Raw genomic sequence first — 20,231 nt, forward strand, 5'->3', positions numbered from 1 at the left:
TGTGGGAGCGAGCTTGCTCGCGATTGAGGCAACACGGTTCCAGATCAAACCCAGATCGCATCCCACAACGGATAGTCGCCAAGCTTCTCAACCAACCCAGCCCGCAACGGGTTGGCGACGACATATCGAGCAAGCTTCACCAGGTCTTCATCCCGCCGCAGTGCCCGATCGTGATAGCCCTGCTGCCAAAGGCTGCCTTTACGTCCGACGGACATGTTCACGGCCCGCGTACTCAATGATTTGGTTTTTTGCATCAGCTGATTGAGTGAGCACTGCTGCAGTTCGATCAACCAATGAAAGTGATCGGGCATGACAACCCAGGCTAAAGAGTTCGCCCAGTATTGTTCCTGTGCATATTGAAATTGCTTGACGACCAGCCTGCCCAAACCGAAATCCTTGAAAACCGGTTCTCGGTCCAGCGTGTTGCTCGTCAGCAGGTAAATCCTGTTGGGTTCAGGATAGCGGCCTGTGCGCAGGCGATGTGAGGCGGGTAAATCCGGCATTCCTTTGCCCTCTCCATGGTGAATTCAGGAGGAAGGCTAGACCGGTGGATGCTTGAGAGTTGAGTCAGCTTTTGACTGGATGTGTCTGATAGATTGCCATCGCGAGCAAGCTCGCTCCCACAGGGTTGTCTGGTGTGCGCAAAATCTACGGCTATCCAAAAAACATTGTGGGAGCGAGCTTRCTCGCGATGAGGCCGGCCCAGTCAACATCAATGTCGCCTGACAGACCGCCATCGTCGGAACGCCGCCCGGAGCAAGCTCGCTCCCACAGGTTTAGGTGTAGGCTTCAGTCTGCCGGTTGAAACGGCACGAATTCCGTCACTTCCAGATCAAACCCGGACACGGCCTTGTACGGCACCGGCGAACTCATCAGGCGCAATTTGCGTACGTTCTGGTCACGCAGGATCTGCGCGCCGATGCCCAGGGTCCGTTGCGGAAATGGTGACGCCAGGTGCTTGCCTGCGTTGCGCTGACGCAGTTGTTCGAGCACGCCCTCGGCGGTTTCCTTTTGCGCCAGCAGCACCAGCACACCGCTACCGGCCGCCGCGATACTGGCCAGCGAACGCTCCAGGGTCCACTGTTGCGGCCCGCCTTCGCGTTCACACCCCAGCACGTCACGCAACGTCTCGATGCTTTGCACCCGCACCAGCACCGGTTGCGTGCTGTCGATCCGGCCCTTGACCAGCGCCATGTGCAACGAGCCCTGGTAGGTGTCCTGATAGGTGGTCACCTGGAACTCGCCGTGGCGGGTATGCAACGGATATTCGCCGCCGCGCTCGATCGTGCCTTCATGCAGGATGCGATAGTGAATCAGGTCGGCAATGGTGCCGATCCGCAAGCCATGCCGTTGGGCGAACTCATGCAACTCGGCACCACGGGCCAGTTCGCCGTCCTCGTTGAGAATGCCCACCAGCGTTGCCGCCGGTTGCAGCCCCGCCAGTCGCGTCAGGTCGCAAGCGGCCTCGACATGGCCGGCCCGCTGCATCACGCCACCGGGCAACGCCTGCACCGGGAAAATGTGCCCCGGCTGCACCAGGTCCGCCGGAACGCTGGCCGGGTCGACTGCCACCTGGATCGACCGCGCCCGGTCTGCCGCCGAAATACCCGTGGACACCCCGGTGGCGGCTTCGATCGAGCGGGTAAAACCCACGCCATGTTGCGCCCGGGAGTTGGGCACCATCAGGTCCAGGCCCAGCGCGCGGCAGCGCTGCTCGGTCAGGGCCAGGCAAATCAGCCCGCGCGCCTGCACCGCCATGAAGGTGACGGCCTCGGCCCCGGCCTGTTCGGCGGCCATCAGCAACGAGCCTTCGCCGTTGTGTTCGTCATCGGTGATCACCACCATCCGACCGGCACCGATGGCCTCGATCAGTTGCGGTACCGTGTTGAAAGCCAGGCCGTTCACTGGAGTGCCCCGCGCAGGTCGGCCGCCGCATCGGACAAGGCATGTGCCGCCCCTTCGACAAAGGGCGCCATGCTGATAAAACCATGGATCATGCCGTCACAACGCTGTACGCGCACAGGCACGCCGGCCTCGCGCAAGCACTCGGCCATTGCCTCGCCTTCATCACGCAACGGGTCATATTCGGCGGTAATCAGGGTCGTTGGCGGCAATCCCGCCAGGCTCTCGGCGCGCAGTGGCGAGGCCATAGGATCATCCGCCTGCCCGACGTCTTGCAGGTACTGCTGCCAGAACCAGCGCATCATCCCAGCGGAAAGCAGATAACTCTCGGCGAAGTCTTCGAAGGACTGACTGTCGCAACCGGCGTCGGTAACGGGATAGAACAGGCACTGATAACTGATCTTCGGCCCACTGCGTTGTGCCGCCAACTGACTGACCGCCAGCGCCAGATTGCCCCCGGCACTGTCCCCGGCCAAGGCCAGTCGGGTGCCATCGACGCGCAGTTCAGCCGCGTGCTCAACCAGCCAGCAGGTGGCCGCATAACAATCGAGCGGTGCAGCCGGGAACTTGCTTTCCGGCGCCAGTCGGTAGGCGACCGACACCACCACCGCCTCGGTCTGACGGGCCAGCGAACGGCAGAGATTGTCGTGGGTATCGAGATTGCCCATGACGAATCCACCGCCATGGAAAAACACCAGCAACGGCAGGTCGGGTTCTTCCGATGGCCGGTACAGTCGTGCGTCCAGATCACCGTCCGCGCCGGCCACTTTCAGGTCGCGCACCTCGCTCATCGGTTCGCCGGGGATGGCCGGCAGCAGGTTGTCGGAGAACTGCCGGTACTGAGCGGCATCGATCTGACTGAAATCGGGCTCCGGGATGTCGCGAAACTGCTGGAGTACTCCAGCGATCTGCTTATCGAGCGGCATGGGCATCGTCCTCTACGTCAGTCATTTGAAACTGCGGATTGGTTTCTCCCAGGATGCTTTGCAGACGGCGTTCAAGGGCCGGTTTGAAACTCTTGTGGGGAAGGATCCAGAAACGCTTTTGCGCGACGGCGGCGAACACTTGCGCGGCCAGTTCCGCCGGGGTCATGCCCTGGCGAACGGTGCTGTCGAGCAGTTGACTGAAGTCGGATCCGGCGGTGCCCACTTCCTGGTTCGACGCCATGATTTCACTGGCCACCGGCCCCGGGCACAGCACCGAAACCGACACCGGTGCACCCAGCATGGCGAGTTCGTAATGCAGGGTTTCCGAGAGCGCGACCACGGCCTGCTTGGTCACGTTGTACGGCGCCATCAGCGGGCTGCTGACCAGCCCGGCAAGGGATGCCGTGTTGATCACATGGGCTGCCCGGCCCTGGCTGAGCAACAGCGGCACAAAACTGCGTATGCCGTTGATCACCCCGCTGAGGTTGACGTTCAGTATGCGCTGCCACTGCGCCTCGGTGATTTCCCAGCTGAAGCCGGTTTGCATCACCCCGGCATTGTTGAACAGCAGGTCAACCCCGCCAAAGTGCTCGACAGCCCGGTCACGCAAGCGCTCGACCTGCGTTACATCACCGACATCGGTGACGCAGGCAATCGCCTGCACACCGCTGGCTTTCAATTCCTCGCACAGGGCTTGCAGGCCCGCCGCATCCCGATCCGCCAGTACCAGGCGCATGCCCAGTGTCGCCGCGTGTTCGGCCAGGCCTCGGCCAATACCACTGGCGGCCCCGGTAATCACCGCTACCGGCCCTTGTTCATTATTCATCGCCAACTCCTGCCATGGGTCCAATGACGCCAGTAGAGCGGGCCTACTTGAAGCAGCCATCGTCCATTCAGACGATGCCCGCTTTTACAGGGGCGGCAGAATCCGTTACATGCGCCAAACCCGTGATCCCTTGGGAGAATAATAAGATGAGTACCCTGCACCGCATCGAAGCCAAACTGCTGGAAGACCGCTACGCCCGCGGCTGGCATTGCCTGGGCCTGGCCGCGCAATACCGCGACGGCAAGGCCCATCGCCTGGAGGTGTTCGGCACCCGCCTGGTGGCGTTCCAGGGTGAAGACGGCGAGCTGCATATTCTGGATGGCTACTGCCCGCACATGGGCGCCGACCTGAGCACCGGTTGCGTTGAAGGCAACTCGATCCGCTGCCCGTTCCACGCCTGGCGCTGGGGCGCCGATGGCGTGTGCGATGACATTCCGTACGCCAAGCGCATTCCGCCACGGGCCAAAATCAAGAGCTGGCCGATCATGGAAGAAAACCAGCTGCTGTTCGTCTGGAATGACCCTGAAGGCAACCCGCCGCTGCCGGAACAACGCATTCCGCGCATCGACGCCTGCTACAGCGACGAATGGGCGGCGTGGGAAGTCGCCGAATTGCAGATTGGCACCAACTGCCGCGAACTGATCGACAACATCGCCGACATGGCGCACTTCGGTACTGTGCACGGCGCGCCGGTCGAAGAGTTCATCAATATTTTCCAGGGCCACCTGGCCACCCAGATCATGCGCGCCCGCAGTGAGCGCCTGTCCGGTGACAGCGTGTTGACCACCGAAGCCACCTACTTCGGCCCGGCCTATCAGATCACCGAAATGAACGGCGCCATGAACGGCCAGCCGATCCATTCGATCCTGCTCAACTGCCACGTGCCGATCGATCTCGACAGCTTCACCCTGCGCTACGGCGTGCTGGTGAAAAAGATCCCGGGGCTCAGCGAAGAGCAGAACCAGGCGATGGCCAAGGCCTACGTGGCGCAGGCGCAGGCAGCCTTCTACGAAGACGTGGCCATCTGGCACAGCAAGACCCGCGTCGACAACCCGCTGCTGTGTGACGGCGACGGTCCGGTCTATCAGTTGCGCCGTTGGTACGAGCAGTTCTACACCGACGTCCAGGCGCTGTCGGCGGACGTTGCCGAACACAAGAAGTATGTCGTGCGCGCCAGCGAACGGGTCTGACGCCAGCGGCTTTTCGCCCGCCCCGGACCTGACCGGCAGCCGCCTGTCAGGCCCTGAGCCCGAGCGTTGCAAGGAGCCGATATCGGCGCTTATTCTCGGCCCCCGCCAACGCTAATAATAAAAACGGTTTTTCCCCATGCAGCAGAGCCTCAGCCTCGATACGTTCAGTGATTTGATCGGCAACCTCTATCAGGGGCCGCTGGAAACCATTCCCTGGGCTACTTTTCTCAATCAGCTCAATGTGCATCTGAACAGCAAGTACGTGACCTTCATCCTGCGTCCGCCCAGCGCCCACGTGGACGGTCTGATGGTCAACACCACCGGCACCTCGACCGAGGCGACCGCGTCCTATAACAAGCACTTTTTCAGCCTCGATCCGTTTGTCGACCTGCCCAACCGCCAGGTGGTGACCCTCGCCGAGTTCGTCTCCAACGACGACTGGCAGAATTCCGAGTTCTACAAGAACTTCCTTGAACCGGTGGACGTGTTCCACATCCTCGGTGCCGACATCAATACCGTCGACGGCGCCCAGTGCCGCATTCGCATCAGCCGCGGACGTGACGACAAGCCTTTCGGCAATGAAGAAAAGGCCATGCTCACACATTTCATTGCGCACCTGGAACGTTCGATCAAGATCCACATGCAACTCAACCGCATCGAAGCCGAGCGCAACCTGTACGCCGGCGCGGTGAACCAGATGGCGGTCGGCACGATCATCCTCGACGAGTCCGGCAAGGTGCTGCAGACCAACCAGGTCGCCGACCGGCTGATCCAGGAAAAGGACGGCATCAAACTGGTCAACGATGGCCTGCAGGTCGGTACGGCCCGGGACACCCAGGAGTTCCGCCGACTGGTCAAGCAGTCGCTGCTGTCACAAAAGAGCAGCAACCCGTCGGTGGTCGAAGCCCTGCGCGTGCAGCGGCCGTCCGGCAAAGCGGACCTGGGGATCATCGTGCGCTCGGTGCCATTGACCGACTGGAGCGAAGGCAAACAGTGCCCGACCGTGGTGATTTTCATCAGCGACCCGGAACAACAGTCCACTGCACCGCAGGAAATCGTTCGCGCGCTGTTCGACTTCACCCCGGCGGAAACCCAGCTGGCGATGTTGCTGGCCAACGGTTTGACCCTCGACGAAGCGTCGGAAGAGCTGGGCATCAGCCGCAACACCTCCCGGGCACACCTGCGCTCGACCTTCTCCAAGACCGGCGTGACCCGCCAGACCATGCTGGTGCGCCTGATCCTGCGCAGCGTGGCGACCCTCGGCTAGCCCTCATTGCCGCCCTCGTCCGCTCGGACGATGGCGGCTCCCGTTGTACAGCGCACAGTGTCTTTATCCCAAACAGGGAACTGCCCCATGCGCAACTGCCCAACCATCCTCAAGACTGAACTGCTGGCGCAAAGCGGCCACTTTCAGATCGAAGCCCTGCACCTGCAATTCAGCAACGGCCAGCAGCGGGTCTACGAACGCCTGCGCGGCACCGGTTATCGCTCGGTGATGCTGGTGGCGATGCCTGATCCTGCGCATGTGTTGCTGGTGCGCGAATACGCGGTCGGTGTGGAAAAAACCATTCTCGGCCTGCCCAAGGGCGGCGCCGAGCCCGACGAAGACTATTTGCAGGCGGCGCAGCGCGAGCTGAGCGAAGAAGTCGGACTGCGCGCCGCCCGTCTCACCGAACTGGGCGAGCTGACACTGGCACCAGGGCACTTGTGCCATCGCTACCGCGTGGTGCTGGCCGAACAACTGAGCCCCTGCCAACTGCAAGGCGACGAGCCCGAACCCCTGGAATGCCTTCGCGTACCACTGGCACAGATCCCCGAACTGGTGGCCCGCGGCGACCTCCACGAAGCCCGGGCGATTGCGGCCTTGTTTATGGCCATGGGCGCCCTCGCCCGACGCACCTGACACCACACAAAACCCGTAGGAGCGAGCCTGCTCGCGATGGGCCGGCACATCCARCATCYACTTCGCCTGACMCRCCGYCATCGCGAGCAAGCTCGCTCCCACAGGGATTGCAGCCAGTCACAGATCCCGGGRACGCCCAATAAACCTGTGGGAGCGAGCTTGCTCGCGAWGAGGCCRGCACATCCAGCATCCACWTCRCCTGACACACCGCCATCGCGAGCARGCTCGCTCCCACAAGGGACGAGGCAGCTTCAAATTGATCGTCTAGTCCATTCGGACGAAGTCACGCTCCACACGCCGTCATACCGTATCGCTACAACAACAAAAATCCGTATCGAGGCACGCCATGCGAAAAGCCACCTGCGCCCTGTTCATCATCGTCTGTGCCGGCAGCACCGCCAGCCTGTGCCAACTGTTCAAGAATGAAGCCTACCGACCGACCACGGCCTACTTCAGCTGTTCGAGCGCGGCGATCAACTGTTATCCGCCAGTGGTGCGCAACCTGCTGCCCTGAGCGTGGTTTGCAACACGCATAAAAAAACCACCGAATCGGTGGTTTTTTTGTTCCTGCCGGGATCAGGTCGGCAGGACCCCGCGAGCGCGTGACAGGGTCAGCGCCAGGTCTTCGATCATGTCTTCCTGACCACCCACGGTTCCGCGTCGACCCAGCTCAACCAGCAGCTCACGCGCCGCAATGCCGTACTTCTGCTCAGCCCGCTTGGCGAACAGCAGGAACGAACTGTAGACCCCGGCATAACCCAACGTCAGGGCATCGCGGTCGAGGCGGATCGGCTGGTCCATCATCGGCACCACGAGGTCTTCGGCCACGTCCATGATCTTGTACAGATCCACGCCACTGTTGACGCCCATGCGCTCCAGCACCGCGACGAACACTTCCAGCGGTGTATTGCCCGCACCGGCGCCAAGGCCTGCAACCGAACCGTCGATGCGCGCAGCACCGGCCTCGATGGCTGCCAGGGAGTTGGCGATGGCCATGCCCATGTTGTGGTGGCCGTGGAAACCGACTTCGGTCCCGGCATTCAGTCCGGCACGCAGGGCACCGATTTTCTGCGTCACTTCATCGGGCAGCATGTAGCCGGCCGAGTCGGTGCAATAGATGCAGTTGGCGCCGTAGCTCTCCATCAGGCGCGCCTGCTCCAGCAGTTTCTCCGGGCTGACCATGTGCGCCATCATCAGGAAGCCGACAGTGTCCAGGCCCATCTTCGCCGACATGCCAATGTGCTGGCCGGACACGTCCGCTTCGGTGCAATGGGTGGCGACGCGAATGGTCGACACGCCGTGTTCATGAGCCATCTTCAGATGATCGAGAGTACCAATCCCCGGCAACAACAGGGCCGAAACCTTGGCCTGTTTCATCTGCGGGATTACCGCGGCGAAATACTCCTCGTCGCTGTGGGCCGGGAAACCGTAGTTCAGCGACGCACCGCCCAGGCCATCGCCGTGGGTGATTTCGATCAGCGGCACACCAGCCGCATCGAGGCCGGTGGCCACCGAGACCATTTGTTCAATGCTGATCTGATGCTGTTTGGCGTGCATGCCGTCGCGCAGGCTCATGTCATGCAGACGGACGCTCTTACCTTGCAAATTCATAGAGATTCTCCACTCAACGGGCAGGCAGTTGCAGGGTGCCCTTGTGGGCTTCTTCGGCGAACATCTCGGCGGTGCGCAAACCGGCAGCGGTCATGATGTCGAGGTTGCCGGCGGACTTGGGCAGGAAATCGCCGAGGCCTTCGACCTCGATGAAAATCGACACCTTACGCCCGTCGAACACCGGCCCGTTGATCAGCTTGTAGCCGGGTACATAGCGCTGAACTTCGCGGACCATCTCCAGCACCGAGGTACGGATCGCGTCCTGGTTCGGCTCGTCATCGGTCAGGCAGTGGATGGTGTCGCGCATCATCAACGGCGGCTCGGCCGGGTTGATCACGATGATCGCCTTGCCGCGTCGGGCGCCGCCGATCTTCTCCACCGCACCGGCCGTGGTGCGAGTGAATTCATCGATGTTCTGCCGGGTGCCCGGGCCGACCGACCCCGAGGACACGGTGGCGACGATTTCGCCGTAACTCACCGGTTGCACCCGCGACACCGCCGCCACCATCGGGATCGTCGCCTGGCCGCCGCAGGTGACCATGTTGACGTTCATCGCCAGGCTTGACGCGTGCTCCTTGAGGTTGACCGGCGGCACGCAGAACGGGCCGATGGCCGCTGGCGTGAGGTCGATCATAATCACCCCCAGCTCGTTGAGCTTGCGGCTGTTTTCCGCATGCACGTAGGCCGAGGTGGCATCGAAGGCAATGCGAATGTCATCGTCGAGTACGTGGGGCAGCAAGCCATCGACACCGCCGGCGGTGGTTTTGATGCCCATTTCCCGGGCACGTTTCAGGCCCTCGGATTCTGGGTCGACGCCAACCATCCACACCGGCTCGATCCATTCCGATCGGCACATTTTCATCAGCAGATCGGTGCCGATGTTGCCCGGGCCGATAATGGCCGCTCTGAGTTTTTTGCTCATTGGGTCAAACTCCAAAAGTCAGGCGCAGAAAGACACCCGGGCACTGCCCAGGCCATCAATGGTCAGAGAAAAACAGTCGCCGGCACGGGCCGGTTCCAGCGGTACCAGAGAGCCGGACAGGATGATTTCCCCAGCCTTGAACGGAATGCCGAAGGCGCCCAGGGTGTTGGCCAACCAGGCCACGGCAGTCAATGGATTGCCCTGCACCGCCGAACCCAGGCCTTCACTTAGCGGCTCTGCGTTTTTGAACACGCGCATGCGCAAATTGGGCAGGTCCAGTTCACGCGGATCGACCTTGCTGTCACCCAACACGAACACGCCGCAGGAGGCGTTGTCAGCGACCGTGTCCTGGATGCGGATGCGCCAGTCGTGAATCCGCGAGTCGACGATCTCGAAGCACGGCATCACGTATTCGGTGGCGGCCAGCACGTCGGCTTCGGTGATGCCGGGGCCGACCAGGTCATGCTTGAGCTTGAAGGCGATCTCGCCCTCGGCACGGGGCTGGATCAGTTTGTTGGCGGACAGGGAAATCCGGGCATCGTCATCGAACGACATCTGCCGCGTGATAAAGCCGAAATCCGGCTGATGCACATTGAGCATCTGCTGCACTGCCGCCGAGGTCACGCCGATTTTCTTGCCGACGATCTGGTCACCGGCCGCCACCCGACGCTCAATGGCGTACAGGGAAATGTGATAGGCGTCTTCAATGCTGATCGACGGCCAACGCTCGGTCAGCGGCGCCAGGGTGGAGCCGCTGAGCAGCGCCTGATAAAGCTCTTCGCCGAACTCACGGCGCAGTTGCACGCTCATCCGCGGGCCTCCTGAAAAAACGCCAGGCACTGGCGGTTGAACAGATCACGATGCTCGACCTGGACCCAATGCCCGCACTCGCTGAGCATCACAAAACGGATGCCCGAGCAGTTTTCCAGCATGGTCTGGGCACCGGAGGACGGGCAGAACTTGTCGTTCATGCCCCAGAAACCGAGGATCGGGCATTGCAGTTCACCCAGGCGCGCGGTCATGTTTGGCACCTGCATGGTCGACAGCACGCACACCGGTTGCTGTTGCACCACCGCCACACGCTCGTTGACCGTCTCGTCGCTGATCAGGGTTTCGTCGAACAGCTGCAACGCCAGCAGGCGACGCATGCCCGCCGCATCGTTCAGCTCACCCTTGGCGAAGGCCGCGCCCATTTTCTGGATGCCTTCCATTTGCAGGTAATACTGTTCCTTTTCCATCAGGCCGCCGGGGGCCATCAGCACCAGACGGCTGACCCGTTGCGGTTGATCGAGGGCCAGTTTGATCGCGATCGCACCGCCCAGGGAGTTGCCGACCAGCACGCAACGCTGGATGTCCAGGGCGTCGAGCAGACCGCTCAGGGCTGCGACAAAGAAGTCCAGGGTGTAGAGGGTGTCGGGCTTGTCCGAAGCACCATAGCCCGGCAGATCCGGGACGATCACCCGGTAACCGGCTTCGGCGAACACCGGGTAGTTCTGCTTGAAGTTGCTGTGACCGCTGGCGCCCGGCCCGCTGCCATGGATGAAAATCACCGGCTCGCAGTTGCCGGTGTCTTGCCCGCTTACGTCTAGATAGTGCAGCTGCAAACCATCCGGCAGCGTAACGAAGTGCCCTTGCGCTGAAGCGCCCATAAGGTGTCCTCCCGGCCTGTTGTTGTAGCCGGATTATTCCGAGGGGCCGGGTCGCCAACATCGTCCGACAGGACTACCTAGTCCCTTTGGACGTTGGCCTGTCGGGGTTGCAGACCTAGCATCGATGGCATTCCCGAGCGACGAAAAGAGAACTCCCATGCTTGATCCGATGGACTTTCGCGGCAAAGTGGTACTGGTCACCGGCGGTGGCAAAGGTGTGGGGCGCGGCATCAGCCAGCGCTTCCTCGACTGTGGCGCCGAAGTGGTGATTTGCGGTCGCGAAGCCCCGCCAACCCTGCCGGCCAGCGCCGGGCGCGAGGCGCTGTTCGTGCCCTGCGACCTGCGGGACGTCGAGCAGTCCGGGCGCTTGATCGCACAAATCGTCGAGCGCTTCGGTCACCTCGATGTGCTGGTCAACAACGCCGGTGGCTCACCGAATGCCGACGCAGCCACGGCCTCGCCGCGTTTCAGTGAAGCGATCATTCGCCTGAACCTGATCGCGCCACTGAACCTGTGCCAGCAGGCCAACCAGGTGATGCAGGCCCAGGCCGACGGCGGTGCGATCATCAACATCTGCAGCGTCAGCGCCACCCGCCCTTCTCCCGGCACCGCCGCATATGGTGCGGCCAAGGCCGGTCTGCTGAACCTGACCACCTCGCTGGCGGTGGAATGGGCGCCGAAGGTGCGGGTCAACGCCGTGACCGCCGGGCTGATTCTCACCGAGCAGGCGGCCATGCACTATGGTGACGACGCGGGCATTGCCCGGGTGGCGGCGACCATTCCGCTGCAACGACTGGCGACCCCGGAGGACATTGGTGATACCTGCCTGTACCTGGCCTCGACGCTGGCCCGTTACGTCAGCGGCGCGGACATCGCGGTGCATGGCGCGGGCGAACGCCCGGCGTTTCTCGACGCGGCCCAATCCCATTCATAAGAGGAGCTTTGACATGCCCGTAGCCAGCCACAGCGTTGTACTGAACCTCACGCAACAAGCCGCCTGGGCCAAACTGCGCGACCTGAGCCTGGCCCCGCACTACGTGCCGGGCCTGACCGGTTGCCAGTTTCATCCCGGCGTGCAGGAAGGCCTGGGCGCCAGCCGCCGGGTGTTGCGCAAGGGCGGTCAGTATCTGGATGAAAGCGTGGTGCAGTGGCGGGAAGGCACGGGGTTCGTGCTGCGGTTGCACAAGGGCGGCAATGACTCGCCCTTTCCGTTTCGCGAGGCGAGTTTCAGTTATGCCTTGCAGCCGGAGGGGGATGTGACCCGCATCACCCTGCAAATGAGATACAGCCTGCGCGGTGGCAGGCTGTTTGAAAGGTTGCTGGCCAAGGCCTTCAACAAGGTCGTGCAGCAGATTGCCGAGAACCTCAAGGCCTTCTACGAAACCGGCCGGACACAGAACTCCGACCGGATCGAAACCCGCCTTCAGGAACGCGCCACTTCCGAGTGAGCGGTAAAACGGGTGGCGACGATCTTCCATTGGCCGGCGATACGCTGGTAACGGTCCTGATAGAAGCCACCCAACTGCCGCGTCGCCCCGCTCTCGCCATCCAGGTTGAAATACCACAGGGCCCAACGGCCCTGGGCCTGATCCTCGTTCAGCACCTCGATTTCCGGGTTGGCACCGTGATGCAGGTCGATCACCCGCTCATGACAGGCCAGTTCGCGGTACAGCGAGACAAAACTATCGCGCTCACGAAAGATCCCCAACAGACCGTAATCGATCAACACTTCACCTTCGGCAAAGCAGTCGGCAATCACCTCGACCTGCTTGAGGTCGCAGGCGTTGAGGTAGCGATGCTTGAGCTGGCGGATGTCCTCCAGCGCTTCCAGGCGGGCGATCCGCTGTTCCAGATTCATGCTGCACCTCGCGCCGTCACATTGACTTCACTCCAGAAGGCTTTCATCGAGCGGATCTTGCCGTCGACATCGAACTCCATTACGTCGATCACATGCAACGAGCACGGTTGCCCGCCCCACTCCATGTCGACCCGGAACGGCATCGCGCCGCAACCGTTGAGCGTCGCGCGCACCGGGCCGGTCTGGGTTGCGGAGACTTTTATCGCCCCCAGTCCTTCACGGTAAAAGCGCGCGATGGCGTCGATACCCTGCAACGGCGCGTGGCCGACCGGGTCTTCCACGGTAGCGTTACTGGCGTAGAGCGCGAGGATGCCCTCGATGTCGCTGGCATCCACCAGCTCCACATAACGCGCCATGGTCGTCTGAATCTGTTGAGCGCTGATCATTCAGACCACCTCGAATAGAGCAGCAGCGCCCATGCCGCCACCGATGCACATGCTCACCACCACGTAACGCAAACCGCGGCGCTGGCCTTCAACCAACGCATGGCCGACCATCCGCGCCCCGGACATGCCGAACGGATGGCCGATGGAGATCGCCCCGCCGTTGACGTTCAGGCGTTCGGCCGGAATGCCCAGGGTGTCGCGGCAGTACAGCACCTGACAGGCGAACGCTTCGTTCAACTCCCACAGGCCGATGTGGTCCATGGTCAGGCCGTGGCGCTTGAGCAGCTTGGGAATGGCGTACACCGGGCCGATGCCCATCTCGTCGGAATTGCAGCCGGCCACGGCCATGCCGCGATAGATCCCCAGCGGTTCCAGGCCACGCTTCTCGGCCATTTTCGCGCTCATCAGCACCGAGGCCGACGCACCATCGGACAACTGCGAGGCATTGCCGGCGGTGATGAAACGCCCCTTTTCGCTCCACTGACCGCCCGGCCACACCGGCTCCAGCGCCTTCAGGCTCTGGAGGGTGGTGTCGATGCGGTTGCACTCGTCACGCAGCAAGGTGACGGTTTCATAACTGGTTTCGCCGGTAGCCTTGTCGAACAGTGCCTTGCGGCTGGCCAGCGGCGCGAGCTCGCGGTCGAAGCGCCCGGCGCTCTGGGCCTGTGCGGTACGCAGCTGGCTCTGGTAGCTGTATTCGTCCTGCTCATCGCGGGAGATGCCGTAACGCGCGGAGACGATCTCGGCGGTTTCGATCATCGGGATATAGGCGTGCGGATCGAGGTCGAGCACCAGGCTGGACTGGTTGCGATAGAGGTTCTTGTGCTTGTTCTGCACCAGGGAAATCGACTCCAGGCCACCGGCCACAGCGATGTCGATTTCGTCGCACATGATGCCTTTGGCGGCCATGGCGATACTCATCAGGCCCGACGAGCACTGGCGCTCGACGGCCATCCCGGCAACCGATGCCGGCAAGCCGCCGGCAATCGCGCACAGGCGACCCAGGTTATAAGACTGAGTGCCCTGCTGCGCCGCGGCGCCGATGATCACGTCGTCCACTTCACCCGGCTCGATGCCGGCACGGCGCACGGCTTCGCGCACCACGTGGCCGCCCAGTTGCGGCGCTTCGGTGTCATTGAACGCACCGCGAAAGGCTTTGCCGATCGGAGTGCGGGCGGTGGAAACGATGACGGCTTCTTTCATGCTGGATTCCTCGAAAATGCTGTTGAAGATCAGGCCGGGTAATAGCGACTGATGGTGTCGACCACACAGCCGGGGCGTTCCTCGCCGTCGATTTCGACGCTGACGCGGATGGTCGCCTGTACGCCGCCTTTCACTTCCTCGACCGCGATCAATTGCGCACTGCCGCGCACCCGGGAGCCGACGCGCACCACCGAGGGGAAGCGCACGCGCTCGCAGCCGTAATTGACGCCCATGGCCAGGCCACGGACCTCGACGATCTGCGGCAAGAACAGATTGACCAGCGACAGGCTCAGGTAGCCATGGGCAATGCAGGTGCCAAACGGGCCGCTGGCAGCCTTGAGCGGATCGACGTGAATCCACTGGTGATCACCGGTGGCGTCGGCGAACCGGTCGATGCGGTCCTGTTCCAGCAACAGCCAGTCGCTGGCGCCGAGTGATTCGCCCACGGCGTCGAACAAGGCCATCGGCGTGTCGAAAATACGTGGCATGGTCAGGCCCTCTGGCTCGACACCGACAACACTTCGCCGGTCATGTAGGAGCTGTAGTCGCTGGCCAGGAACATCATCACGTTGGCCACTTCCCAGACCTCAGCGGCACGGCCGAACGCTTCATTGGCGGCGAGTTGATCGAGTACCGCCTGGGGCGCGGATTTGCGCAGGAAATCGTGCAGGGCAATGCTCGGGCTGACCGCGTTGATGCGGATGCCGTAGTCAGCGGCCTCGACCGCTGCGCAGCGGGTCAGCGCCATGACCCCGGCCTTGGCGGCGGCGTAGTGCGACTGTTCTTTCTGCGCACGCCAGCCCAGCACCGAGGCGTTGTTGACGATGACGCCGGCACGCCGCTCCATCATTTTCGGCAGCATGGCGCGGGTCATGCGCATGGTGCCGGTGAGCGTCACATCCAGCACCCGGTTCCATTCTTCGTCGCCCATCTCCACCAGCAAGCGCGAACCGCCAAGCCCGGCGTTGTTGATCAGCACATCGACGCCTTGCAGGTCACGCTCGGCGCAGGCGATCAGTTGTTGCACCTGGGCTTCGTCGGCAACGTTGCAGACCTGGCCGAAGACCTGCTGCAGCCCGGTGGTTTCGCGGATCTTCACCACCGCTTCGGCCAAGCGGCCTTCATGGATATCGCTGATCATCAGCGCGCGACAACCTTCCTCGGCAGCACGCACAGCAGCGGAAAAACCGATGCCGGCACCCGCCGCCGCGGTGATCAGCACCGACTTGCCGCGCAGCAGGCCGCGACCTTCAACATATTGAGGTACAGACATGAACTCTCTCCTTTCAGGCGCGTGGACGCGGCTCTTTGGGCATGCCCAAGGCACGCTCGGCGATGATGTTGCGCTGGATTTCGTTACTGCCGCCGTACAGGGTGTCGGCGCGGCTGAACAGGTACAGCGACTGCAAACGGGTCAGTTGGTAAGGCGCGGCTTCGAGCAATTCCGCCTCGGCGCCGAGGACGTCCATCGCCAACTTGCCGAGGCTGGCGTGCCAGGTCGACCAGAACAGCTTGTAGATGGTCGCCTCCTTGCGCAGCGAACCGTCCTGGCTACCCGAGAGCATGCGCAGCGAGTTGTAGCGCATGATCCGCAGCCCGCTCCAGGCTTCGGCCAGGCGCTGGCGCAAGATCGGATCGCGGTCGGCGCCGTTGGCGCGGGCCTTGGCGATGATTTCGTTGAGCTCGTTCTGAAACTGCATCTGCTGGCCGAGGGTCGAGACGCCGCGCTCGAAACCCAGCAGCGCCATGGCGATCTTCCAGCCTTCTCCCGGCGCGCCGATGATGTTGGCGGCGTCGGTGCGGGCATCGTCAAAGAACACTTCGTTGAATTCCGAGGTACCGGTGAGTTGCTCGATCGGTCGCACAGTGATTTGTGCCTGGGCCATCGGCACCAGCAGGAACGACAGACCGCGATGGCCGACGCTACCCGGTTCGGTGCGGGCGATGACAAAGCACCAATCCGATTCGTGGGCCAGGGACGTCCAGACTTTTTGTCCGTTGATCAGCCATTGGCCGGTCGCCTCATCCAGCGTTGCGCGGGTCTTAACGTTGGCCAAGTCGGAACCGGCGCCCGGCTCTGAATAGCCCTGGCACCAGAACGACGTACCGCTGACGATGCCTGGCAAAAAGCGCTGTTGCTGTTCGACCGTGCCGAACACGGCAATGGTCGGCCCGGCCAGGCCTTCGCCGATATGCCCCATGCGGCCGGGACCGCCGGCGCGGGCGTACTCTTCGTGGAATATAACTTGCTGGGTGATCGACAGTCCGCGTCCACCGTGCTCCGGCGCCCAACCGACGCAGGTCCAGCCGCCTTCGGCGAGTTTGCGCTCCCAGGCTTTGCGCTCTTCGGGAAACATATGCTCATCGCCCGGACCGCCGCGAAAACGCAGGGCTTCGAATTCGCCGCAGAGGTTGGCACTCATCCAGTCGGCGACTTCCCGGCGGAAGCGTTCGTCCTGCTCACTGAAACTGATTTTCATGGCTGCTCTCCAAGAATGACCGCGGCAATCCGCTCGCGATGCCAGGCCGGTAGCCCGAGGAAACTCTCGCTGGCGCGGGCGCGCTTGAAGTAGAGGTGCGGGTCGTATTCCCAGGTGAATCCGACGCCGCCATGCAGCTGGATCGACTCGGACGCGCAGTGGAAATAAGTCTCGGAGCACTGCGCCTTGGCCAGTGCCGCCGCCAGCGGCAGTTCGGCCGCGACCTGCGGATCACCCTCTGGATCGAGAACTTCCTGGGCCACGCACGCGGCGTAGTAACTGGCCGAACGCGCGCATTCGACTTGCAGCATCATGTCGGCGGCGCGGTGTTTGAGGGCCTGGAAACTGGCAATCGGGCGACCGAACTGCTGGCGTTCCTGCATGTAGGCCACGCTGAGGTCGAGCACCTGCTGCGCGCCGCCGGTCTGCTCGGCAGCCAGGCCGATGCAGGCCAGTTGCAGGACTCGCTCAAGGTGCGGCCAGCCGTGACCGAATTCACCCAGCAGGCAGTCAGCGTCAAGGTACAGGCCCTTGAGCTGGATCCGCGCCTGGCGCCGGGTCTGGTCCATGGTCGGCAGCATTTGCCGCTCGATGCCGGCCCGCTCGGCGCTCACGGCAAACAGGCTGATGCCATTTTTCCCAGTGGTTCCGGGTTGCCGTGCGGCAATGATCAACAGGTCGGCGCCATGCCCATCGAGCACATGCTTGAGCGTGCCGTCGAGAACGTACCCGTCGTCCTCGGCCACCACCGTTGCCTGGACATCGTCGGCTGACCAGCCGTTGGCACTGCTGAACGCCAGGGTCGCGGTCACGCTGCCGTCGGCAATCGACGGCAACCAGCGCTGCTTCTGTTCATCATTGGCAGCCAGCAACAGCGCAGGCGTGGCCATGCAGGCGGTGGCGAAAAACGGCGAGCACAGCAAACGCCGGCCCATCTGTTCCAGCAGGATCGTCAGCTCGACAAAGCCGAGGCCCAGGCCGCCATAGGTTTCGGGGATATGAATGGCTGGCCAGTACATTTCCTGGCACAGACGCTGCCAGAGGGCTTCATCAAAGCCCCGCTCGCTGACCATTGCCGCGCGCACGGCGGCAGAATCCGAGACATCGGCGAGGAAGCCCTCGGCCGATGCGCGGATCATTTCCTGTTCGTCGCTGAATGCAAACTCCATCGCGGCGCCTTCTGCTCGTTTGGCGGGGCGCGCGTGGCGCAACACCCCTTTGAGCATGAAGTTTGGCGCCGCCCGGACGCGGCAGAATCGTTAGCCCTGCCTAGTCCGAACGGGTGATGTGCTGCGGTGACTGTTCGACCGGGAAGCCGATCAGCGGCAGTCTCCGCCCATGCGCACCAGTAGCGCCGCACGGTGCGGTTTGAGGTACGGGTTGATTTCACCGACCTGGCATGACGCCAGGTTCTGCAGTTCCGGTGCGAGGGGTTCTTGCACAAACAGCAGCCCCGCCGGACGGGGCTCGGACTGCAACTGCGCCACCGTCAGCTGCGCCACCGGCCGGCCCATGTAATAGACCAGGCGGATATCCGGCTCACCGAGGGTATAAGCCTTCTGCCCCGGCTGTCCGTCGGCCAGCGTGGCAATCTGCTCAAGACCACCGACCCGGTGCGACAGCACCCGCGCTTCGACGAACATGTAGAACACCACGAACCCGGCCAGCATCACGCAGGGCACAACGGCCAGGACCGTGCGCCAGCGCCCCTTCAGGTCATCGAGCAGCGCCGACCAGTGCATTGCCAGCAGCAACGCCATGGACGGATAAACCGGCAACAGGTACTTGCCATGCTTTTCGGTGAACAGGGAAAACACCAGCAGCGGCAACAGGCTGCAAATCAGCAACATGCCCGCCTCGCGGCGCGCGCGGATCATTGCCCAGAACTTGCGCGGCTGTACAAACACGATCAGCCAGAACGGGAAGAAATCACCCGCCAGGTACAACAGGTACGCATACCAGGCCTCGGCGCCCTGCCCGTCGATCTTCTTCACGATGTCTTCGCTGATGATCGAGGCCCAGATCCCCCAGCCCTGACTCACCGACACCGCCAGGTACCAGGAACTGCCCAGCACCACGGCAATCAGCCAGCCCCAACCGTCGCACAGATAAGCCTTGGCCCGGGCATCGCGGTAGATCAAGGCATAGGCCAGGATCGGCGCCGTCACCCACAACAGGCAGACGGGGCCTTTGGTCAGCAGCGCGCAGCCCAACAGCACGTAGCTGAGCCGACTCCACAAGACCCGGCCTTGCAGGAAGATGAACTGCCAGGCCGCCAGCAGCGCGCCGAAGCACAGCAGGGTCAACAGCATCTCGATTTCCGAGCGCCGTGCGAACAGGCTGAAGGCACCGTTCGCGGCCAGGAACACCACGGCGAACAGACCGACCTGCCGCCCCGCTTGCCGAACGCCGTACAGATAGGTGCCAACACAGCACAAGGCAGCAGCCAGTGCCGAAGGCAGACGTACGCTCCATTCGGACAAGTTGCCCAGCACCGCCGTTGAAACCAGGCCGGCCCAATAGAAAAACGGCGGCTTGGACAAGTACAAGTCGCCGTTCATGTAAGGCAGCAGCCAGCTACCAGCCTCGCGCATTTCGCGCACGGTAACGGCGCGGCGGGCCTCGTTGACACTGAGGAACGGCACGCTGCCCAGCCCCCAGAAAAACAGCAACGCCATCGCGATGGCCACGAGCAACGTAATATTTCGGGTCGATAACGATCCGCGCATGACCTACTCCTTCAGGCTTTTACTTTTGGCGATCAACTGCAGGTTGCGAAAATAGACCAGGGAGCCAAAGGCCTGCCCTGCGATGAACACCGGGTCTTCACGGTAAATGGCATAGGCAAGCAGCAAGGTGCTGCCGACGATGCTCAGGTACCAGAAGCTCACGGGGATTACGCTGCGTTTCTTGTACTCGCTGTACAGCCACTGCAGGACAAACCGCCCGGTAAAGGCGATCTGGCCGACAAAACCGACGATCAGCCACAAGGCTTCGCGGGAGAGATTCATCCTTCTATCTCCTGGGCAATGGTGTTCAGCCGCGTGCGCTTGATCAGCCACCAGACACCGAACAAATCGAGAATGCCCACCAGCGCGCGGTCGATGTTGCCGTATTTCGACACCCCGGCCGTGCGCGGCCGGTGGTTGACCGGGTGCACGATCATGCGGCCGTTATGGCGCTGGATCAGGGCTGGAATATAGCGATGCATGTGGTCGAAGTACGGCAGGCGCAAGAACGCCGCGCGCTCGATCAGCTTCAGGCCGCAACCGGTGTCCGGGGTGGCGTCTTTGAGCAGGCGGCGGCGCAGGTTGTTGGCGAAACGCGAGGCGTAGCGTTTGCTCGCGGTGTCGCGGCGATTGACCCGGTGTCCGG

Annotated in this window: 23 protein-coding genes and 1 pseudogene; 6 read left to right on the forward strand and 18 right to left on the reverse strand. The window is 62.6% G+C overall.

The features are described 5' to 3' along the window. Positions 1–44: 44 nt before the first annotated feature. The 4 genes from AC1D1M_RS29355 to AC1D1M_RS29370 form a co-directional block, all read right to left on the reverse strand. On the reverse strand, positions 45–503 hold the full coding sequence (locus tag AC1D1M_RS29355) for an REP-associated tyrosine transposase (protein ID WP_477778397.1): 459 nt from the start codon (positions 501–503) through the stop codon (positions 45–47). Between the two features lie 286 nt (positions 504–789). Further along, positions 790–1,905 (reverse strand): 3,4-dihydroxy-2-butanone-4-phosphate synthase, encoded by a 1,116-nt coding sequence (locus tag AC1D1M_RS29360; protein ID WP_477778398.1) that lies wholly within the window; start codon positions 1,903–1,905, stop codon positions 790–792. Next, complete coding sequence (locus AC1D1M_RS29365) at positions 1,902–2,828, reverse strand: alpha/beta hydrolase (RefSeq protein WP_477778399.1); 927 nt, start codon at positions 2,826–2,828, stop codon at positions 1,902–1,904. The genes AC1D1M_RS29360 and AC1D1M_RS29365 overlap by 4 nt, the downstream gene beginning before the upstream one ends. Further along, on the reverse strand, positions 2,815–3,654 hold the full coding sequence (locus tag AC1D1M_RS29370) for an SDR family NAD(P)-dependent oxidoreductase (protein ID WP_477778400.1): 840 nt from the start codon (positions 3,652–3,654) through the stop codon (positions 2,815–2,817). The genes AC1D1M_RS29365 and AC1D1M_RS29370 overlap by 14 nt, the downstream gene beginning before the upstream one ends. A gap of 146 nt (positions 3,655–3,800) precedes the next feature. Between AC1D1M_RS29370 and AC1D1M_RS29375 the strand changes: the two genes are divergently transcribed. The 4 genes from AC1D1M_RS29375 to AC1D1M_RS29390 all read left to right on the forward strand — a co-directional run bounded on the left by AC1D1M_RS29375 (position 3,801) and on the right by AC1D1M_RS29390 (position 7,261). Beyond that, on the forward strand, positions 3,801–4,844 hold the full coding sequence (locus tag AC1D1M_RS29375; protein WP_477778401.1) for a 3-ketosteroid-9-alpha-monooxygenase, oxygenase component: 1,044 nt from the start codon (positions 3,801–3,803) through the stop codon (positions 4,842–4,844). 136 nt (positions 4,845–4,980) lie between these two features. Beyond that, entirely contained in the window at positions 4,981–6,111 is a 1,131-nt protein-coding gene (locus AC1D1M_RS29380; protein ID WP_008048786.1) for a helix-turn-helix transcriptional regulator, read from the forward strand. Positions 6,112–6,198: 87 nt separating this feature from the next. Continuing rightward, a complete protein-coding gene (gene nudE / locus AC1D1M_RS29385; protein ID WP_477778402.1) occupies positions 6,199–6,747 on the forward strand; it encodes an ADP compounds hydrolase NudE in 549 nt (182 codons plus the stop codon). A 346-nt stretch (positions 6,748–7,093) separates the two neighbouring features. Further along, the gene (locus AC1D1M_RS29390; protein ID WP_007997177.1) at positions 7,094–7,261 is read left to right on the forward strand and encodes a hypothetical protein; all 168 of its coding nucleotides are present in this window, start codon (positions 7,094–7,096) and stop codon (positions 7,259–7,261) included. Between the two features lie 62 nt (positions 7,262–7,323). Here AC1D1M_RS29390 and dmpG read toward each other — a convergent pair whose 3' ends face one another. From dmpG to AC1D1M_RS29410, 4 genes are read right to left on the reverse strand one after another with little or no spacing between them, the layout of a single operon-like run. Further along, positions 7,324–8,358 carry a 4-hydroxy-2-oxovalerate aldolase gene (dmpG, locus tag AC1D1M_RS29395; protein WP_102702278.1) on the reverse strand — a complete coding sequence of 345 codons (1,035 nt, stop codon included), beginning with the start codon at positions 8,356–8,358 and terminating at the stop codon, positions 7,324–7,326. 13 nt (positions 8,359–8,371) lie between these two features. After that, the gene (locus AC1D1M_RS29400) at positions 8,372–9,280 is read right to left on the reverse strand and encodes an acetaldehyde dehydrogenase (acetylating) (RefSeq protein ID WP_046042760.1); all 909 of its coding nucleotides are present in this window, start codon (positions 9,278–9,280) and stop codon (positions 8,372–8,374) included. An 18-nt stretch (positions 9,281–9,298) separates the two neighbouring features. Then, a complete protein-coding gene (locus AC1D1M_RS29405) occupies positions 9,299–10,090 on the reverse strand; it encodes a fumarylacetoacetate hydrolase family protein (protein WP_477778403.1) in 792 nt (263 codons plus the stop codon). Further along, positions 10,087–10,929, reverse strand: coding sequence for an alpha/beta fold hydrolase (locus tag AC1D1M_RS29410; RefSeq protein ID WP_477778404.1), 843 nt, complete (start codon positions 10,927–10,929; stop codon positions 10,087–10,089). The genes AC1D1M_RS29405 and AC1D1M_RS29410 overlap by 4 nt, the downstream gene beginning before the upstream one ends. Before the next feature lie 157 nt (positions 10,930–11,086). Here AC1D1M_RS29410 and AC1D1M_RS29415 point away from each other — a divergent pair, with 157 nt between their 5' ends. Next, a complete protein-coding gene (locus AC1D1M_RS29415) occupies positions 11,087–11,863 on the forward strand; it encodes an SDR family oxidoreductase (protein WP_477778405.1) in 777 nt (258 codons plus the stop codon). Positions 11,864–11,876: 13 nt separating this feature from the next. Beyond that, positions 11,877–12,377, forward strand: a complete 501-nt coding sequence (locus AC1D1M_RS29420; protein WP_477778406.1) for an SRPBCC family protein — start codon at positions 11,877–11,879, stop codon at positions 12,375–12,377. On the opposite strand, the gene AC1D1M_RS29425 is transcribed toward AC1D1M_RS29420, so the two are convergent. The 10 genes and pseudogenes from AC1D1M_RS29425 to AC1D1M_RS29470 form a co-directional block, all read right to left on the reverse strand. Next, a complete protein-coding gene (locus AC1D1M_RS29425) occupies positions 12,353–12,787 on the reverse strand; it encodes a nuclear transport factor 2 family protein (RefSeq protein WP_477778407.1) in 435 nt (144 codons plus the stop codon). The two genes, AC1D1M_RS29420 and AC1D1M_RS29425, sit on opposite strands and share 25 nt — an antisense overlap. After that, positions 12,784–13,173 (reverse strand): nuclear transport factor 2 family protein, encoded by a 390-nt coding sequence (locus AC1D1M_RS29430; protein ID WP_477778408.1) that lies wholly within the window; start codon positions 13,171–13,173, stop codon positions 12,784–12,786. The genes AC1D1M_RS29425 and AC1D1M_RS29430 overlap by 4 nt, the downstream gene beginning before the upstream one ends. Beyond that, positions 13,174–14,376: an acetyl-CoA C-acyltransferase gene (locus tag AC1D1M_RS29435; protein WP_477778409.1), complete on the reverse strand. Its 1,203-nt coding sequence runs from the start codon at positions 14,374–14,376 to the stop codon at positions 13,174–13,176. Between the two features lie 29 nt (positions 14,377–14,405). Continuing rightward, complete coding sequence (locus AC1D1M_RS29440) at positions 14,406–14,864, reverse strand: MaoC family dehydratase (protein ID WP_477778410.1); 459 nt, start codon at positions 14,862–14,864, stop codon at positions 14,406–14,408. A 2-nt stretch (positions 14,865–14,866) separates the two neighbouring features. Further along, complete coding sequence (locus tag AC1D1M_RS29445) at positions 14,867–15,649, reverse strand: SDR family oxidoreductase (RefSeq protein WP_204934507.1); 783 nt, start codon at positions 15,647–15,649, stop codon at positions 14,867–14,869. Between the two features lie 13 nt (positions 15,650–15,662). Next, the gene (locus AC1D1M_RS29450; RefSeq protein WP_477778411.1) at positions 15,663–16,856 is read right to left on the reverse strand and encodes an acyl-CoA dehydrogenase family protein; all 1,194 of its coding nucleotides are present in this window, start codon (positions 16,854–16,856) and stop codon (positions 15,663–15,665) included. Continuing rightward, positions 16,853–18,025 (reverse strand): acyl-CoA dehydrogenase family protein, encoded by a 1,173-nt coding sequence (locus AC1D1M_RS29455; RefSeq protein ID WP_477778412.1) that lies wholly within the window; start codon positions 18,023–18,025, stop codon positions 16,853–16,855. Before AC1D1M_RS29455 ends, AC1D1M_RS29450 begins: the two co-directional genes overlap by 4 nt. Before the next feature lie 150 nt (positions 18,026–18,175). Further along, entirely contained in the window at positions 18,176–19,585 is a 1,410-nt protein-coding gene (locus AC1D1M_RS29460) for an ArnT family glycosyltransferase (RefSeq protein WP_477778413.1), read from the reverse strand. A gap of 3 nt (positions 19,586–19,588) precedes the next feature. Next, on the reverse strand, positions 19,589–19,867 hold the full coding sequence (locus tag AC1D1M_RS29465; RefSeq protein ID WP_110660501.1) for a lipid-A-disaccharide synthase N-terminal domain-containing protein: 279 nt from the start codon (positions 19,865–19,867) through the stop codon (positions 19,589–19,591). Beyond that, positions 19,864–20,231, reverse strand: a pseudogene (locus tag AC1D1M_RS29470) (dolichol-phosphate mannosyltransferase); the annotation flags it as partial. The pseudogene AC1D1M_RS29470 and the gene AC1D1M_RS29465, both read right to left, overlap by 4 nt.

The sequence above is a fragment of the Pseudomonas sp. P1_F7 genome, from assembly GCF_056405655.1.